Source organism: Bradyrhizobium sp. YR681, from assembly GCF_000282615.1.
In the GTDB taxonomy this organism is placed as follows: domain Bacteria; phylum Pseudomonadota; class Alphaproteobacteria; order Rhizobiales; family Xanthobacteraceae; genus Bradyrhizobium.
On the sequence record NZ_AKIY01000202.1, the window covers coordinates 40,399 to 57,996 of the forward strand.

Here is a 17,598-nt window from a genome sequence, read left to right on the forward strand (position 1 = left end):
ATGATGCCGAGCTGGCCCGCCCTCGCCTCGCAGGCCTTCAACGGCCTCGCCCTCGGTTCGCTGCTGGCGCTCGTCAGCAGCGGCCTGACCATCATCCTCGGCACGCTCGGCGTGCTGAACTTCGCGCATGGCGCATTGTTCGCCGTCGGCGCCTATGCCGCCTTCGTCATGCTGCAATATACCCAGTCGTTCCTGCTCGCGATCGCGGTCGGATGCGGCTTCATGCTGGTGCTCGGTTTCCTGCTCGAGCGCCTCATCATCCGCTTCTTCTACGGCCGGCCGCATGAAGACCAGATCCTGGTGACCTATGGCATCGGGATCGTGCTCGTGGAGTGCGTGCGGGCAACCTTCGGCGGCAATGCGCAGCGCGTGCCGACCCCGTCATGGGGACAGGGCGCCACGCAGCTCGGCTTCCTGATCTATCCGACCTATCGTCTCCAGCTCATCGCCATCATCGCAACGCTGCTGGTCGGGCTCTATCTCGTGCTCTACCGTACCTCGATGGGCCTCGTGGTTCGGGCCGGAATCGAGAACCCCGGCATGGTCGGCATTCTCGGCATCAATCTGCGCCGCACGTTCCTGCTGGTGTTCGCGATCGGCGTCGTCGCGGTTGGTCTTGCCGGCATGCTGTACGCGCCGGTGGTGGCGGTGACGCCCGACATGGGCGCCAACTTCATGGCGCAGTCCTTCGTCGTGATCGTGCTCGGCGGCCTCGGCTCGTTCCCGGGCGCGGTGATCGGCGGACTGATCGCCGGCGAGATCGTCAGTCTCACCAGCGCGTTCAACTCCTCCTATTCGGAAGTGATGCTCTACGCGCTGATGGCGCTGCTCCTGGTGCTGCGTCCGCAGGGCCTGTTCGGCTCGGAAGGACGGGTATGAGCGAGCCGCGATCGGACGGGCTGCGGAGCCACATTCCGGAGCTCGCGATTCTTGCCACGCTGATTGCGGCACCGGTCGTGCTGCCGCATCTCGGCTTTTCCATCGACCTGCTGACGCGGGTGCTGAACTGGGGGCTGATCGGGCTCGGCTTCGACATCCTGTTCGGCCTCGCCGGCCTCCTGTCGTTCGGCCAGGCCGCGTTCTACGGCGTCGGCGGCTTCGTCACCGCGTATCTGCTGGTTTCGGGCGTGCTGAGCAGCGTGTGGCTGGCGCTCGCCGCCGGCACGATATCGGCCGGCGCGTTCGGTCTCGTCGTCGGCTGGCTCGCGGTGCGCCGCATCGGCATCTACTTCACGATGATCACGCTCGCCTTCGGCCAGATGGCCTATTTCATCGAGAACTCGCCGCTGTCGCATTATACCGGCGGCGAGAACGGCATTCCCGGCGTGCCGGTGCCGGTGCTCGGCTTCGGCGAGCACGCCATCCGCGTCAGTGCCGGCTGGCCGATGTACGTGCTGTTCGCGGTGATCTTCTTCGGCGGCTACGTGCTGGCGCGCCGCATCGTCCGCTCGCCGGTCGGCGCGATCCTGCTGGCGATCAAGGAGAACACCGCGCGTGTCGCGATGCTCGGCCACAACGTGCCGGCCTACAAGCTCACCGCCTTCGTCATCGCTGCGCTCTATGCCGGGCTTGCCGGCGGCCTGCTCGGCTCGTTCCAGAGCTACATGCCGCCGGATGCCTTCTCGCTGGAGACGTCCGGCCAGCTCGTGGTCCAGACCATCGTCGGCGGCGCCAACACCCTGATCGGACCGCTGGTCGGCGCCGCGGTCTGGCTGTGGCTGCGCGACAATCTCCAGCTCATCCCCGGCCTCACCACGCTGTGGAAGCTGGTGCTCGGCATCGCCTTCATCGTCCTGGTGATCGGCCTGCGCCGCGGCATCTGCGGCGAGATCATCCATTGGTGGACCGAACGCCGGACGCTCGCCGCGCGGCAGGCCGCGGAGGCCGTGACCGAAGCGATCGAAGCGAGCGGCAGCGCAACGAAGACGGGATCGAGCCGGACTCGCGATGCCACCCTGCCGCTGCCGTCGCCTGTTACCGGCGACAGCGATATCGCGCTGGAGGCGCGCGCACTGGCGCGGCACTATGGTGGGCTGAAGGCGGTCGACGGCGTCTCGTTCAAGGTGCGCTGCGGCTCCATTCATGCCGTGATCGGCCCGAACGGCGCCGGAAAGAGCACGCTGTTCAAGATGCTGCTCGACGAGGTCAGCCCGACCTCCGGCGATGTGCTGCTGTTCGGATCGCAGGTCACCGGCCACGGTGTCAGCCGCGCCGCGCAGTTCGGCATCGCCAAATCCAACCAGTTGAACCAACTCTTCCCGAACCTCTCGGTGCGCAAGAATCTGCGCATCGCTGCGCTCGCGCGCCGCCGCGGACCGTTGCGCATCGACCTGCTGCGCACCGCCGACAGCCTGCCGGACGTGGAAGCGCAGATCGACGCGATCATGATCCTGCTCGACCTGACCGCCCGCGCCGATACGCCAACGCACATCCTCGCTTATGGCGAGAAGCGGCGGCTCGAGATCGGCATGGCGCTGGCCACCAGCCCGAAGGTGCTGCTGCTCGACGAACCGCTCGCCGGCATGAGCCCGTCGGAGCGCGCTGCGACCTGCGCGCTGATCCGCGACATCGCGCAGACCTGCACCATCGTCATCGTCGAGCACGATCTCGACGCGATCTTCGGCCTCGCCGAGCGCATCACCGTGCTCTACGAGGGCCGCCTGCTGGCCGACGGCTCCGCCGACGAGATCCGCGGCAACCAGCAGGTCCAGGACGCCTATCTCGGAGGGCTTCACGCGCATGAGCCTGCTTGAAGTCGACCGCATCAACACGCTCTACGGCGACTCCCACGTGCTGTTCGACCTCTCGATCCGGGTCGAGGAAGGCGAGGTCGTGGCGCTGCTCGGCCGCAACGGCGCCGGCAAGACCACGACGCTGCGCTCGATCATGGGCGTGCTGGCGCCGAAGAGCGGTGAGATCCGGCTCGACGGCAAGACGATCAGCGGGCAGTCGCCGTCCGCGATCGCCAATCTGGGTGTGCAGCTTGTCCCTGAGGAACGGGCGATCTTCGGCGGACTGACGGTGGAGGAGAACCTGCGCATCGCCGCACTGACCGCGCCGAACGCCTGGTCGTTCGAGCGCATCTACGGCGTGTTTCCGCGCCTGAAGGAGCGCCGCAAGTCACAGGGACGCACGCTGTCGGGCGGCGAGCAGCAGATGCTGTCGATTGCGCGCGCGCTGATCCGGGACGCCCGCATCATCCTGCTCGACGAACCGTTCGAGGGGCTGGCGCCGCTGATCGTGCGCGACCTCGTCAACGTTGCCGCCAGCCTCGCGCGCGAAGGCCGCACCATGATCGTGATCGAGCAGAACGTCGCCGCAGCGCTGAGCTTCGCCACCCGCGTCTACGGCCTCAACAACGGCCACGTGGTATTCGAGGGCACCTCCGCCGAGTTGACCGCCAACCCCGACCTGGCGCGGGATTTCCTCGGCGTCGGCGCGTGACCGCCGCAAACGGCTGTTCCGCAGAGAGGCGCTGATTTGGGTGAAATGACTGCCCGGCGCCGTGCAGTGGCAAGATTTTTCTTATTTGATCCAGCAGGTTGCATCAAAGAGAAATTTTATTCTACGTCGTATTGCCCGACCGACGAGATAAACCTAAGATTCCCCCCGCATGATTGATCCACTCTACGTCGCCTCCGGATTCGGCGTCGGCCTGCTTGTCGGAATGACCGGCGTGGGAGGCGGATCGTTGATGACGCCGCTCCTGATCCTGCTGTTCGGTGTCCATCCATCGACGGCCGTCGGGACCGACCTGCTTTATGCCGCCGCGACCAAGACCGGCGGCAGCGTGGTGCATGGCTGGTCGCGCAGCGTGCACTGGCCGGCGGTGCTGCGGCTCGCCTGCGGCAGCCTTCCGGCGAGCGGCCTGACGCTGCTCGTGCTGTGGCAACTCGATCTCAAGAGCGATTCCGAGCGCAGCCTCGTCAATCTCGTGCTGTGTCTTGCCCTGCTGCTCACCGCGACCTCACTGATCTTCCGCAAGGCGATCATGGAGCGATACCGCAGGAAGCTGGAGGGCGTCGACGAACGCACCACCGCCATCGCAACAATCGTCACCGGCATCGTGCTCGGTGTGCTCGTGTCGATCTCGTCGGTCGGCGCCGGCGCAGTCGGTGTGACCGTGCTGCTGCTGCTCTACCCGCGCCTGCCGATGGCAACCATCGTCGGCTCCGATATCGCCCATGCGGTGCCGCTGACGCTGGTCGCAGGCATCGGACATTGGGCGCTTGGCGACGTCGATTGGGCGTTGATGGGCGTACTGTTGCTGGGCTCGCTGCCCGGCATCATCGTCGGCAGCTTCAGTGCGACGCGCGTCCCCGAGACGGTGCTGCGCCTGACGCTTGCCAGCGTGCTGTTCGTGGTCGCCGGCAAGATCATGTTCGCGGAGCTGAACCTGTCGTCCGCATTCGTGACGGCGCTGGCCTGGACGCATTGAGCGGAGACTGCGCACAGGTCTCGTAGGGTGGGCAAGCGGAGCGTGCCCACCACCTTGCTTCGATCGGACAAAGATGGTGGGCACGGCGCTTTCGCGCCTTTGCCCACCCTACGGCACTGCCGAACTACTCCGCGGTCCAGCCGCCGTCGATCGAGAGATTGGTGCCGGTGATCTGCGCGGCGTCGTCGCCGCACAGGAACAGCGCCAGCGCTGCGACCTGCTCGGAGGTGACGAACTCCTTGGTCGGCTGCGCGTCGAGCAGCACGTCGTTGATGACCTGCTCGCGCGTGAGGTTGCGCGCCTTCATCGTATCCGGGATCTGCTTCTCCACCAGCGGCGTCCAGACATAGCCGGGGCTGATGCAGTTGCAGGTGATCTTGTGGGTCGCCACTTCCAGCGCCACGGTCTTGGTGAGGCCCGCGATGCCGTGCTTGGCCGACACATAGGCCGACTTGAACGGCGAGGCGACCAGCGAGTGCGCCGAGGCGGTGTTGATGATGCGGCCCCAGCCCTTCTTCTTCATGCCGGGCACGGCGGCACGGATGGCGTGGAAGGCCGAGGACAAATTGATCGCGATGATCTGGTCCCACTTCTCGGGCGGGAATTCCTCGATCGGCGAGACGAACTGGATGCCGGCATTGTTGACGAGGATGTCGACCGAACCGAACGATTTCTCGCCGAGCGCGATCATCCCGGCGATCTCGGCGGGCTTGGTCATGTCGGCGGGCGAATAGACCGCCTTGACGCCGAAATCGGACTCGATCTTGGCGCGCTCCTTCTCGATGTCCTCAGGGGAGCCGAAGCCGTTGATGACGACGTTGGCGCCCGCGGCGGCGAAGGCGCGCGCATAAGCAAGCCCGATGCCGCTGGTCGAACCGGTCACGACGGCGTTCTTGCCTGACAGACTACCCATATTATTCGCTCCTTTTTGGCGGGGGCGCGGTGACGTCCCCCGTAAGATCGTAGGTCACCATGGTCTCGCCGGACTGCGGCCTGTCGAGCCAATCCTTGTGGCGCATCGACAGATGCACGTCGCGCACGCCGCTTTCCCAATGCTCGACCATGGCAACATGCGAGAAGTCGTAATCCTTGGACGAGGATTCGTAGTTCTTGCTGCGATAGATCAGGTGCACGACCGTGACCGTGCTCTCACGAGATGCCTTCGCGAGGAATTCGACGGAAGGGTCGTTCTTGAGATAATCGGGCAATTTGGAAATCAGGTCGCGCACCGCCCGGCGGGCGTTGTGGATCTGCTTGTTCTTGTCGGTGTTCATCCGCGTGCGGCTGGAGAAGCGGATGTCCTTCTCGCGCTCGGTGGCCTCCAGCAGAGAATTCGGCAGGTCGCCGCGCGCGGAAAACAGGTCGACCTGGAAGATCAGCATGTCGCGGTCGAGCTCGGCATCGAGCACGTAGTCGAGCGGCGTGTTGGAGGCGATGCCGCCGTCCCAATAATGCTCGCCGTCGATGACGACGGACGGAAAGCCGGGCGGCAGTGCGCCGGAGGCCATGATGTGCTCGGGTCCGATCTTCTTGCCGAGCTTCTTGAACTCGTAATTGTCGAAATATTTGAAGTTGCCCGAGGTGACGCCGACCGCACCGACGGAGAAGCGCGTCTTGAGATCGTTGATGCGGTCGAAATCGACCAGCCGCTCCAGCGTCTTCTTCAGCGGCGCGGTGTCGTAATAGCTCTCGGCCTGCGGGCTGCCGGGCGGCCACATCGGCGCGGGCGGCACGCGCGGGACGAAGAAGCCGGGTACGCCGAAGGTCGCGATCAGCGCGGCGCTGGTCGAATTGAACAGTTCGCGGCTGTGGTCGCTCTTGCCGATCGGCTTCCACGGCACCGGCGCGGAGACCATCTCCCAGAATTCCTTGAGCCGCTTGACGCGGGTGTGGCCCTCATTGCCGGCGATGATCGCGGCGTTGACCGCGCCGATCGAGATGCCGGCAACCCATTCCGGCTCGAAGCCGTAGCCGCACAGCGCCTGATAGGCGCCGGCCTGATACGAGCCGAGGGCGCCGCCGCCCTGGAGGACAAGGACGCGTTGCGCATTCGCGGGGACGCTGGCGGCTTCAGGGCTGTGATCTGTCATTCGGGAACATTAGCAGATGGCGGCCGACCGTGGCGACAGTTCGCCGCGGCGTCAATGCATCCCGGGATCAAGTCTGGCTTATCGCTCCGTCGAGGCCAGGATCATGGTCCAGAACACCTTGTACTTGGTGCCCGGAGCGTAGCTCGCCGCGATGCCCAATTTTGTGACACCGCCCTTGAGCATGTTGGCCCGGTGGGGCGGCGAGTCGCGCCAGCCGGAAAACGCTTCCGCCAGCGTGTGATAGCCGGCCGAGATGTTCTCGACCGCCACGGTCGCGGGATAGCCGCCGGCGGCAAGGCGCTTGGCCAGGGGTGCGCGGACGTCGTGGTCCATCTTGTTGGCGGCGGCCATGGCATTGGACTGGGATTCGGCGAGCCGCATCAAATCGGGGTCGATGACGACGGTGCCGAGGGCGTTGTTCTGGCGGTATTGCGAGATCATGATCGCGGCCGCCTGGGCATCGAGCTTCGAGCCCGGGACCGCCATGTCGGCATACATCGACGGCTGCTGCTGGATCGGTGCCTCATTGCCGGCACAGCCGGCGAGAAGCAAAGAAATGAGTATCGCGGCCGCAGCGCGCATGAATCGGGGCCCCCAAGGAAGGGCCGTTGTTGCATACGAACCGTGGCTGAAAGGTGAATTTTGAAGAAAATTCGACCCTTCAGGTCGGCTCAGGTGCCCGCAAATATCCGGTAGCGGCGGGGCTCAAGGCCGATCGTGTCGCCAGCGCGCAGTTCCCTGCCGCGGGGGGCGTCGATCTCGATGGTTTGCCCGCCCGATAGTGCCACCTCGGCCCGCTGCACCGGGCCGAAATTGCGGACATGCTGAACCGCGCCCTCGAAGGCGCCGCTGCCGGGCGGGCCGACCAGCATGTCATGTCGCCGCACGAACAGTTTTGACGCGCCAGGCGCTAGCCCGTCCGCCGCCAGCCGCAGCGGGTGGTCGCCGAGCCTGATCACGCCGCCCTCGACCTGCACCGGCAGCTCGATGGATTCGCCGATGAAGCCGTGGACGAAGGCCGTCGCCGGGGTCTCGTAGACGTCATCGGGCGAACCGATCTGCTCGATCCTGCCCTTGTCCATCACCACGACACGGTTGGCGACTTCGAGCGCCTCCTCCTGGTCGTGGGTGACGAAGATCGAGGTGACGTTGATCTCGTGGTGCAGGGAACGCAGCCATTTGCGCAGCTCCTTGCGCACCTTGGCATCGAGCGCGCCGAAGGGCTCGTCGAGCAAGAGGATGCGGGGTTCGATCGCGAGCGCGCGGGCGAGCGCGATGCGCTGGCGCTGGCCGCCGGAGAGCTGGCTCGGATAACGGTCGGCGAGCCAGTCGAGCTGGACGAGGTCGAGCAGCTCCTTGACGCGCGCACGGATGGTCGCTTCGTCCTTGCGGACCGCGCGGGGCTGCACACGGAGGCCGAAGGCGACGTTCTCGAACACTGTCATGTGGCGGAACAGCGCGTAATGCTGGAATACGAAGCCGACATGCCGTTCGCGCGCGCCTTGCGCCAGCGCATCCTCGCCGTTGAAGGAGACTTCGCCGGAGTCGGGCCAGTCGAGGCCGGCGATGATGCGCAGCAGCGTGGTCTTGCCGGAGCCCGACGGTCCGAGCAGCGCCAGCAGCTCGCCATTGTCGACCTTGAGGTCGACGCCGTCGAGGGCGGCAAAGCTGCCGAACTTCTTGACGAGATTTTTGACTTCAATGGTCACTTGCGTCGTGTCCTTCGTCGAGGTGACGTTCGAGAACGGTCTTGGCGATCAGCGTGATCAGCGCCAGCATGGCGAGCAGCGAGGCGATCGCGAAGGCGGCGACGAACTGGTACTCGTTGTAGAGAATCTCGACCAGCAGCGGCATGGTGTTGGTCTCGCCGCGGATATGGCCGGAGACGACCGAGACCGCGCCGAACTCGCCCATCGCGCGCGCGTTGCAGAGCAGGACGCCGTAGAGCACGCCCCATCTGATGTTGGGCAGCGTGACGCGGAAGAAGGTTTGCAGGCCCGAAGCGCCGAGCGAGACCGCGGCTTCCTCTTCCTGCGTGCCCTGCTCCTGCATCAAGGGGATCAGCGCGCGCGCCACGAAGGGGAAGGTCACGAAGGTGGTGGCAAGCGCGATGCCGGGAACAGCGAACAGGATCTGGATGTCGTGGTCACGAAGCCAGCTGCCGAAATACCCCTGCGCGCCGAACAGCAGCACGAAGACGAGGCCCGAGATCACCGGGCTCACCGAGAACGGCAGGTCGATCAGCGTGATCAGGAAGGTCTTGCCCGGGAAATCGAACTTTGCAATCGCCCAGGCGGCAACGAGACCGAAGACGAGATTGAGGCCGACCGAGATCGCCGCGACGATCAACGTCAGCTTGATCGCGGACAGCGCCTCCGGGTCGGCAAGCGCGGACAGATAAGCCAAAATGCCTTTCGAGAACGCCTGCGCGAACACCAGGACAAGCGGCAGCACGACGAAAACGGTGAGGAAGATCATCGCCAGCGCGATGATGGTGATGCGGACCGCGCGCGGTTCGGTGCGGAGGTTGTTGCGCGCCGCGGCCGCATGCGCGCGCGCCCTGGCGTCGGGAGCCGAGAGCGACACGGAATCTGCAATCTGCATCGTCATGATCCGCCCTCAGCGCGCCGGGATCCGGCTCTGCGCCCAGCGCTGGAGCCGGTTGACCGCGAAGATGATGACGAAGGAGACGACGAGCATGACCACCGCGATCGCGGTCGCATCGGCGTAGCGGAATTCGGACAGCCGGATCACGATCAGCAGCGGTGCGATCTCGGAGACGTTCGGCAGATTGCCCGCAATGAAGATCACCGAGCCGTATTCGCCGACGGCGCGGGCGAAGGCGAGCGCAAGGCCGGTGAGCAGCGCCGGTGCGAGCGAGGGCAGGATGACGCGGATGATGGTCTGCCAGCGGCTGGCACCGAGACTGCCAGCGGCCTCCTCGATCTCGGGATCGAGATCCTGGAGCACCGGCTGCACCGTGCGCACCACGAAGGGAATGCCGATGAAGATCATGGCGACGAAGATGCCGACCGGCGTGAATGCCACCTTGATGCCGAGCGCGGCGAGCGGTGCGCCCAGCCAGCCCTTCTCAGCGAACAGCGCCGTCAGCGCGACGCCGGCCACGGCCGTCGGCAGCGCGAACGGAACGTCCACGATGGCGTCAAAAATGCGCCGGCCGGGAAAGCGGTAGCGCACCAGCGCCCAGACGATGATGCTGCCCATCACGAGATTGACGCAGGCCGCCGCAAAGGCGAGGCCGAATGAAACCCGCAAGGCGTTCAGGGTGCGGCGGCTGGAAAGGATGTTCCAGAACTGCTCCGGGCTGAGTTCGAGCGATTTCAGGAACAGCCCGGCGAGCGGGATCAGGATGATGACGGACAGCCAGGTCAGCGTCAGTCCCATCGTGAGACCGAAGCCCGGCAACGTTCGGCGTCGTGCTGCGAATGCGCTCACCAGGCCCCCTGCTAAAGCCCCTTAAGACAGCGCCAGATCAGTTCTTGTAGATCTGGTCAAAAATGCCCCCGTCGGCGAAATGTTCCTTCTGCGCCTTGGTCCAACCACCAAAAACGTCGTCGATCGTGAATAGTTCGACCTTGGCGAAGGAATTTTCGTACTTCCTGGCGGTCTCGGCGTCGCGCGGGCGATAGAAGTTGCGCGCGGCGATCTCCTGCCCCTCTTTGGTGTACCAGTACTGGAGGTAGGCATCGGCCGCATTGCGGGTGCCCTTCTTGTCGGCAACCTTGTCGACGATCGCGACCGGCGGCTCGGCGAGGATCGACAGCGGCGGCGCCACGATCGCGAACTTTTCGGGGCCGAATTCCTTCAGCGCGAGGTAAGCCTCGTTCTCCCAGGCAAGCAGCACGTCGCCGACGCCGCGCTCGACGAAGGTCACGGTGGCGCCGCGCGCACCAGTGTCGAGCACCGGCACCTGCTGGAACAGCTTGCCGACGAACTCCTTGGCCTTGTCGGCCGAGCCGTACTTCTTCTGGGCAAAGCCCCAGGCCGCCAGATAATTCCAGCGCGCGCCCCCTGATGTTTTCGGGTTCGGCGTGATCACGGCGACGCCGGGCTTGAGCAGGTCGTCCCAGTCCTTAATGCCCTTGGGATTGCCCTTGCGGACCAGGAACACGATGGTCGAGGTGTAGGGCGATGAATTCTGCGGCAGACGCTTCTGCCAGTCGGCTGCGGTGAGACCTTTGCCGGCGATGGCGTCGATGTCATAGGCGAGCGCGAGCGTCACCACATCGGCCTGCAAGCCGTCGATCACGGCGCGCGCCTGCGAACCGCTGCCGCCATGAGACTGCTTGATCTCGACGCTCTTGCCGGTCTCCTTCTGATAGGCGGCCGCGAACGACTTGTTGAACTCGGCATAGAGCTCCCGCGTGGGATCGTACGACACGTTCAAAAGATTGATGTCAGCGGCGAGAGCCGAGCTTGCCCAAAGCAGTCCTGCCGCGAGCGGAACGATACGGCGCATCATGTCCATCTCCATTCACCTCGACGGCATCGGCGCCGTCGATGGCATGCGGGCATAACTCAGGGCGAAACGCTCTCAAGTCAACGGAACCGGATTTCCTTGTTCGTAGCCGGACAGCCTGACTGTGCTACGAAGTCTTCATCGTGTGGATGCCGCATTCTGTCTTCGCCCGGCCGCGCCAGCGACCGGCGCGTGCATCCTCGCCTTCGCTCGTTCTGCTCGTGCAAGGCATACACCCAACCGACAGGAAACCGGAGGCAGCCAGCGGATGACGCGGCAATTTGGCGCGGACGAAGATCGCCTCGAGCTCCTCGCGCGACACGTTGGCGAAGGGATTGAACTTCAACCGCGCGCCGTCGTCCTCGACGACCGGAATGTCGGCGCGCGCATTGCCCTGGAAGCGCTTGCGGCCGTTGAGCCAGGCATTGAACGGCTTTAGCGCACGCGACAGCGGCTCGACCTTACGAATGCGGCAGCAGGCATCGGGATCGGAGAACCAGAGATCGCGCTCGGGATCCTCGCGCAACAAGGACTCTTCCGCCGGCTTGATCGAACGGACGTCCTTGAGGCCGAGCGTCGCGATCAGCGTATCGCGATAAGCCAGCGTCTCCTCGAACAGCCAGCCGGTGTCGAGGAAGATCACGGGGATCGCCGGATCGACGTCCGCCATCACCTTGAGCAGCGTCGCCGATTCCGTTCCGAAGGACGACACCAGCGCGAGTTTTTCACGACCAACCGCCTTCAGGGCCGCAGCGATGATCTCCGCGGGCGAGGCATCGCGCAAGGCGCGATCGAACTCCTCCGCCGAAGGCCGTGCAGAGACCGGCGTCGACGAGACCTGAGGGGCGATGGCGTTCACGTGCCGACACCCTCGGAGTGACGCAGCTGCATGCGCCGGTGCAGCGCCGTGATGCGGCCGTCGCCGGTCGGCTGGTAGAACACCGAATAGCGTTTTGCGGTCTGCATGAAGGCTTCGGCGTCAGCCTGCTTCTTCACCTCGAACGAGTCGAAGCCGGCACGCAGCATGAACACGAACTGGTCGCGCAGCACCTGCCCCGTCGCACGGAGCTCGCCGCGATAATTGTAGCGCTCGCGCAGCAGCCGCGCCTGGCTGTAGGCGCGACCATCACGGAAGCTCGGAAACACCAGCGCCACTACGGCGATCTCGCCGAGATGAGGCACGAGTTCGCCGATATCGCGATTGTTCGGCCAGATCACGCCGACCTTGCCGCCACGCTTGAGCAGCGCATCGGTATCGCTCAGAAAGCGCTCGGCCGGCACGAGGACATCGCCGCCCTCCGGCAGCGGCGTGTCGACGGCCAGCTTGACGAAACTGTCGTCGGCGATTTTTCCGCCGTTAACGAGTGGCATAGACGCGCTCCTTGAAAGGTTCGACACCGAGGCGCTTCACGGTGTCGACGAACAGCTCCTCGGGCCGCTCGCGCAGCGCAAGATAAGCTTCCACGATGTCCTCGACGACGTCGGCGACCTCGTCGAACTTGACGCCGGGGCCGATCAGATTGCCGAGCGCGGCGCTCTCGTCGGCACGGCCGCCGATGGTGATCTGGTAGACCTCCTCGCCGTTCTTCTCGACGCCGAGAATGCCGATATGGCCGACATGGTGGTGGCCGCAGGCGTTGATGCAGCCGGAGATGTTGATGTGGAGCCGGCCGATCAGATTGGCGAGCTCGTGATTGGCGAAGCGTCGCGTCAGCTCCTGCGCGATCGGGATCGAGCGCGCATTCGCCAGCGAGCAATAGTCCAGCCCCGGGCAGGCGATGATGTCGGTGATCAGGTTGACGTTCGGCGTCGCCAGGCCAAGCTTGTCGAGCGCCTTCCACAGCGCCGGCAAATCGCGCTTGGCGACGTGCGGCAGCGCCAGGTTCTGCTCATGGCCGACGCGGATCTCGCCGAAGGAATATGTGTCGGCAAGATCGGCCAGCGCATCCATCTGCTCGGCCGTGGCATCGCCCGGAGGCGCTCCGATCGGCTTCAGCGAGATCGTGACGATGGAGTAGCCGGGGTTCTTGTGCGCGGCGACGGAGTTCTTGCGCCACGCCTCGAAATCGGGATCGGCCGCGGCCTGCCGCAGCTCGTCCGGCATATGCGGCAGCTTCTCGTAGGCCGGATAGATGAAGCGCGAGCGGATGTCCTCGATCACCTCGTCGTCGATCTGGAGCGAGGAGTTGCGGATGTGCTGCCACTCCTCCTCGACCTCGCGCGAGAACTTCTCGATGCCGAGCTCATGCACCAGGATCTTGATGCGCGCCTTGTAGATGTTGTCACGGCGTCCGTACTGGTTGTAGACGCGCAGGATGGCCTCGATGTAGCTCAGCAGGTCGCGGCCATGGACGAAGTGCTTGATGGTCTTGCCGATGAAGGGCGTGCGGCCGAGACCGCCGCCGACCAGCACCTCGAAGCCGGTCTCATTCTTCTCGTTCTTGATCAGACGCAGGCCGATATCATGAACCTTGATCGCGGCGCGGTCGTGATCCGATGCGGTGATCGCGATCTTGAACTTGCGCGGCAGGAACGAGAATTCCGGATGCAGCGTGGTGTGCTGGCGGATCAGCTCCGACCAGATGCGCGGGTCCTCGATCTCGCCGGGTGCGACGCCGGCCCATTGGTCCGAGGTGACGTTGCGCATGTTGTTGCCGGAGGTCTGCATCGCGTGGATGCCGACTTCGGCGAGATCCGCCAGCGCATCCGGCAGGTCCGACAGCTTGATCCAGTTGAACTGGATGTTCTGGCGGGTGGTGAAATGGCCGTAGCCGCGGTCGTATTTGCGCGCGACATGGGCGAGCCGCCGCAGCTGGTTCGACGCCAGCGTTCCATAGGGGATCGCAACGCGGAACATATAGGCGTGCAGTTGCAGATAGACGCCGTTCTGCAGGCGCAGCATCTTGAATTCGTCTTCGGTGAGTTCGCCCGAGAGGCGGCGCTGCACCTGGTCGCGGAATTCCGAGACGCGCTCGTTGACCAGCGTGCGGTCGATTTCGTCGTAAGCATACATGATTGAAGTGCCTTAAAGCTCGACTTGCAGCTCGACCCGCGATCAGACCGGCAGGTCGATGGTCACGCCGTCGCGGCGGATCTGCTCGCGCAGATTGCCCGGCAGGATCTTGCCGGCTTCGTCGACCTGTACCGGCGCGATATAGGGACCGATCGCGCCGACGTCATCGGCCACGGCCTCGGCGAGCAACGCTTTCGCCTCGTCGGAGTTTCGCACGATCGCGGCGTCCGCCAGGTCCGCCGACCAGCCCTTGGCAGCGGTACGGTAGACGACAACACCATCCCAGGTGCGGTTGGCGGTCACCACGGAGGAACCGTTGATCTTGAGTTTCTGTTGCAGGGGAGAGGTCATTCGGCAGCATCCAGCAGGTCAGAGAGGATTTGTTTCGGGGTTTCGCGGCGAAGCGAGCCGGCATGCCGGACCACGTCGCCGATGATGAGGATGGCGGGACCGCCATGGGTTTGCCGCACCAGCTCAGGCAGGTCGCGCAGCGTCCCGATCGCGCCCTGCGCGTCGGGGCGCGTGACGCGGGCGAACACGCCGACCGGCGTCTCCGGCGAACGGCCGGCGGCGAACAGGCCCGCACGTATGGCAGGCGCGGCCGTCATGCCCATGTAAACCACGACCGTCATTTTGGTGTCGGTCAGCGTCGACCAATCCACGTTCTCGGCATCGCGCGCCTTGTGCGCGGTAAGGAAGGTGATGCGGGTCGCTTCGTGACGGTAGGTGAGCGGCACCTCGAAATCGGCGGCACCACCGAGCCCGGCCGTGATGCCGGGAATAATCGTGTAGGCGATGCCGGCGGCGCGCAGCGCTTCGACCTCTTCGCCGCCGCGTCCGAACACGAAAGGGTCGCCGCCCTTCAGCCGCACCACGCGCTGGCCGGACTGCGCGGCCTCGATCATGCGCGTGTTGATGGCGTCCTGGCCGATGCCGGGCTTGCCGACACGGCGGCCGACCGCAACGCGCGTGGTGTCGCGGCGGATGCGGTCGAGAATTTCGCCCGAGACCAGTTCGTCGTGGAAGACGATGTCGGCGTCCTGCAACGCGCGCAACGCCTTGATGGTGAGAAGATCGGGGTCGCCCGGGCCGGCGCCGACCAGCGCGACCGAGCCTTCCGGTTTGTCGGCGCGCGCGAATGTGGATGGATCGGAAATCGCCTTGAGTGCCTCGTCCGCCTCGCTCTTGCGGCCGGCCAGCACGGCGGCGCCGATCGGGCCGTCGATGACCCGCTCCCAGAAGCGGCGGCGCAGCGGAAACTCGGCAATGCGCTCGTTGATGGATTTGCGGAAGCCGCCGATGAACTCGGCGAGTTCGCCGATACGGGCGGGCAGCAACGCCTCGATCTTCTCGCGCACGCGCCGCGCTACCACAGGCGAGGTGCCGCCGGTGCCGACCGCGACCACGACATCGCCGCGATCGACGATGGCGGGGAAGATGAAGCTGGAATGCTCGAGATCGTCCATGACGTTGACGGGCAGGCCGAGCGATTTTGCGCGCGCCGACATCGCAACGCCGACGTCACCCGCCCCTGCGCAGACGATGGCGATGACGCCCGCAAGATCGGCAGTCATCGGATCGCCGGTCGCGATGTCGATGCCCGCCGCCTCGCCGAGGCCGAAATCATGGTTGCCGTCGATCGCATGCACGCGGAGGCGCGCGCCGGCCGCGGCGAGCACGCGCAGTTTTGCGCGCAAAAGCTCACCCGCGCCGATGAGGACCACCGGACCGGCCTTGAGATCGAGGAACACCGGCAAGAACCGCATGCGATACTCGCTTCCCCCACATCCGGGGTTGACTGGAATTATTTTCTATATATGTGTCGTTTCGAGCGCGCAAAGAGAAAATTTTTTCTTCTCTTTCGCACTGCAACTATAGAATTTTCGCCTCCAAACGCAAAGTGGCAGAGATGCATCTTCTCAGGACCGATTCAGGTGCAGATGGACGGGACTCCCGCCCCCCCGTTTCCGAGCACATTTCCGTCGGGCTGACCGCCCCCGGCATGGACCATCTGGACCAGCTCGAGGCCCAGAGCATCTACATCTTCCGTGAGGCTTTTGGCCGTTTGAAGAAGATTGCCCTGCTGTGGTCGCTCGGCAAGGACTCCAACGTCATGATCTGGCTGGCGCGCAAGGCCTTCTTTGGCCGCCTGCCGTTCCCCGCCCTCCATGTCGACACCGGCAAGAAGTTTCCGGAGATGTATCGCTTCCGCGATCATTACGGCAAGGAGTGGGATCTCGACCTGCGCGTCGAGCCCTGCCCGCCCATCGATGCCGTCGACCCAACGCTGCCGCCGGCCGCCCGTTCCGCCGCACGCAAGACCGAGGGGCTCAAGATGGCGCTCGGCAAATACGGCTTTGACGGCCTGATCGCCGGCATCCGCCGCGACGAGGAGGCGACCCGCGCCAAGGAGCGCGTGTTCTCCCCGCGCGGGCTCGAAGGCAATTGGGACGTGCGCGACCAGCCGCCGGAATTCTGGGATCATTTCAACGCGTCGCCGCCACAAGGCGCGCATTTGCGCATCCACCCGATCCTGCATTGGACCGAGGCCGACATCTGGGCCTACACCAAGCGCGAGAACATCCCGATCATCCCGCTGTATCTGTCGCAGAACGGCAAGCGCTATCGCTCGCTGGGCGATCAGGACATCACCAACCCCGTGAATTCGACCGCATCCAACATCGACGAGATCCTGGCGGAGCTTGAGCAGACCAAGGTGCCGGAACGTGCGGGGCGTGCGCTCGACCACGAGACCGAGGACGCCTTCGAGCGCCTGCGCGTCGCCGGCTATCTCTGATCCAAGGACGACACCCGGCTATGAACATGATTGTCACCCCTGCTTCGCCGGCCACCCCGAACGGCACCACGCGTCCGCAGGTTCGCATCGTCATCGTCGGCCATGTCGACCACGGCAAGTCGACGCTGGTCGGCCGCCTGCTGCACGAGACCGGCAGCCTGCCCGACGGCAAGCTCGAGATGCTCAAAGCCGTCAGCGCGCGGCGCGGCATGCCGTTCGAATGGTCGTTCCTGCTCGACGCGCTCCAGACCGAGCGCGACCAGGGCATCACCATCGACACCACGCAGATCCGCTTCCGCACCAATTCGCGCGACATCGTCCTGATCGACGCGCCCGGCCATGCTGAATTTTTGCGCAACATGATCACCGGCGCTTCCCAGGCCGACGGCGCGGTGCTGATCATCGACGCGCTGGAAGGCGTGCGCGACCAGACCCGCCGGCACGGCTATCTCCTGCATCTGCTTGGCGTGAAGCAGGTCGCGGTCGTCGTCAACAAGATGGACCGCGTCGACTTCTCCGCCGAACGCTTCCAGGAGATCAGCGACGAGATTTCGGCGCATCTCAACGGCCTCGGCGTGAAGCCCACGGCCGTGATCCCGATTTCCGCCCGCGATGGCGATGGCGTCGCGGAGCGCACCGGCCGCATCGGCTGGTACAAGGGTCCGACCGTGGTCGAGGCGCTCGACCAGCTCCAGCCGGCGCGCCCGCTGGAAGCGCTGGCACTGCGGCTACCGGTGCAGGCGATCTACAAGTTCGACGACCGCCGCATCGTGGCGGGGC

Annotated in this window: 18 protein-coding genes; 6 read left to right on the forward strand and 12 right to left on the reverse strand. The window is 65.1% G+C overall.

Features of this window, described 5'->3' with window-relative positions; all coding sequences use genetic code 11:
- The first annotated feature begins 3 nt into the window (after positions 1-3).
- The 4 genes from PMI42_RS19040 (at position 4) to PMI42_RS19055 (ending at position 4,438) form a co-directional block, all read left to right on the forward strand.
- Positions 4-879 (forward strand): branched-chain amino acid ABC transporter permease, encoded by an 876-nt coding sequence (locus PMI42_RS19040; RefSeq protein WP_008137040.1) that lies wholly within the window; start codon positions 4-6, stop codon positions 877-879.
- Complete coding sequence (locus tag PMI42_RS19045) at positions 876-2,753, forward strand: branched-chain amino acid ABC transporter ATP-binding protein/permease (RefSeq protein WP_008137041.1); 1,878 nt, start codon at positions 876-878, stop codon at positions 2,751-2,753. Before PMI42_RS19040 ends, PMI42_RS19045 begins: the two co-directional genes overlap by 4 nt.
- Positions 2,740-3,444: an ABC transporter ATP-binding protein gene (locus tag PMI42_RS19050; RefSeq protein WP_008137042.1), complete on the forward strand. Its 705-nt coding sequence runs from the start codon at positions 2,740-2,742 to the stop codon at positions 3,442-3,444. The genes PMI42_RS19045 and PMI42_RS19050 overlap by 14 nt, the downstream gene beginning before the upstream one ends.
- Positions 3,445-3,613: 169 nt before the next feature.
- Positions 3,614-4,438, forward strand: coding sequence for a sulfite exporter TauE/SafE family protein (locus tag PMI42_RS19055; protein WP_035966112.1), 825 nt, complete (start codon positions 3,614-3,616; stop codon positions 4,436-4,438).
- A gap of 124 nt (positions 4,439-4,562) precedes the next feature.
- Here PMI42_RS19055 and PMI42_RS19060 read toward each other — a convergent pair whose 3' ends face one another.
- The 12 genes from PMI42_RS19060 to cysG all read right to left on the reverse strand — a co-directional run bounded on the left by PMI42_RS19060 (position 4,563) and on the right by cysG (position 15,787).
- Positions 4,563-5,351 (reverse strand): 3-hydroxybutyrate dehydrogenase, encoded by a 789-nt coding sequence (locus PMI42_RS19060; RefSeq protein ID WP_008137046.1) that lies wholly within the window; start codon positions 5,349-5,351, stop codon positions 4,563-4,565.
- 1 nt (position 5,352) lies between these two features.
- Positions 5,353-6,528 (reverse strand): DUF3734 domain-containing protein, encoded by a 1,176-nt coding sequence (locus PMI42_RS19065; protein ID WP_008137048.1) that lies wholly within the window; start codon positions 6,526-6,528, stop codon positions 5,353-5,355.
- Between the two features lie 78 nt (positions 6,529-6,606).
- Positions 6,607-7,110: a CAP domain-containing protein gene (locus PMI42_RS19070; RefSeq protein ID WP_008137050.1), complete on the reverse strand. Its 504-nt coding sequence runs from the start codon at positions 7,108-7,110 to the stop codon at positions 6,607-6,609.
- Positions 7,111-7,199: 89 nt separating this feature from the next.
- Positions 7,200-8,237 (reverse strand): sulfate/molybdate ABC transporter ATP-binding protein, encoded by a 1,038-nt coding sequence (locus PMI42_RS19075; protein ID WP_008137052.1) that lies wholly within the window; start codon positions 8,235-8,237, stop codon positions 7,200-7,202.
- Positions 8,227-9,138, reverse strand: coding sequence for a sulfate ABC transporter permease subunit CysW (cysW, locus tag PMI42_RS19080; RefSeq protein WP_008137053.1), 912 nt, complete (start codon positions 9,136-9,138; stop codon positions 8,227-8,229). The genes PMI42_RS19075 and cysW overlap by 11 nt, the downstream gene beginning before the upstream one ends.
- 9 nt (positions 9,139-9,147) lie before the next feature.
- Complete coding sequence (gene cysT / locus PMI42_RS19085; protein ID WP_081502931.1) at positions 9,148-9,984, reverse strand: sulfate ABC transporter permease subunit CysT; 837 nt, start codon at positions 9,982-9,984, stop codon at positions 9,148-9,150.
- Between the two features lie 37 nt (positions 9,985-10,021).
- Positions 10,022-11,023 (reverse strand): sulfate ABC transporter substrate-binding protein, encoded by a 1,002-nt coding sequence (locus PMI42_RS19090; protein ID WP_085969646.1) that lies wholly within the window; start codon positions 11,021-11,023, stop codon positions 10,022-10,024.
- Positions 11,024-11,135: 112 nt separating this feature from the next.
- Positions 11,136-11,867 (reverse strand): phosphoadenylyl-sulfate reductase, encoded by a 732-nt coding sequence (locus tag PMI42_RS19095; RefSeq protein ID WP_008137057.1) that lies wholly within the window; start codon positions 11,865-11,867, stop codon positions 11,136-11,138.
- Complete coding sequence (locus tag PMI42_RS19100; RefSeq protein ID WP_008137064.1) at positions 11,864-12,379, reverse strand: DUF934 domain-containing protein; 516 nt, start codon at positions 12,377-12,379, stop codon at positions 11,864-11,866. Before PMI42_RS19100 ends, PMI42_RS19095 begins: the two co-directional genes overlap by 4 nt.
- Positions 12,366-14,021: a nitrite/sulfite reductase gene (locus tag PMI42_RS19105; protein WP_008137065.1), complete on the reverse strand. Its 1,656-nt coding sequence runs from the start codon at positions 14,019-14,021 to the stop codon at positions 12,366-12,368. The genes PMI42_RS19100 and PMI42_RS19105 overlap by 14 nt, the downstream gene beginning before the upstream one ends.
- A gap of 42 nt (positions 14,022-14,063) precedes the next feature.
- Positions 14,064-14,372 (reverse strand): DUF2849 domain-containing protein, encoded by a 309-nt coding sequence (locus PMI42_RS19110; RefSeq protein WP_008137066.1) that lies wholly within the window; start codon positions 14,370-14,372, stop codon positions 14,064-14,066.
- The gene (gene cysG / locus PMI42_RS19115; protein WP_008137067.1) at positions 14,369-15,787 is read right to left on the reverse strand and encodes a siroheme synthase CysG; all 1,419 of its coding nucleotides are present in this window, start codon (positions 15,785-15,787) and stop codon (positions 14,369-14,371) included. The genes PMI42_RS19110 and cysG overlap by 4 nt, the downstream gene beginning before the upstream one ends.
- Before the next feature lie 236 nt (positions 15,788-16,023).
- On the opposite strand from cysG, the gene cysD reads away from it, so the two are divergent.
- The gene (gene cysD / locus PMI42_RS19120) at positions 16,024-16,818 is read left to right on the forward strand and encodes a sulfate adenylyltransferase subunit CysD (RefSeq protein WP_035966115.1); all 795 of its coding nucleotides are present in this window, start codon (positions 16,024-16,026) and stop codon (positions 16,816-16,818) included.
- Between the two features lie 20 nt (positions 16,819-16,838).
- A partial coding sequence (locus tag PMI42_RS19125) for a GTP-binding protein (protein WP_008137072.1) occupies positions 16,839-17,598 on the forward strand: 760 nt, incomplete at its 3' end.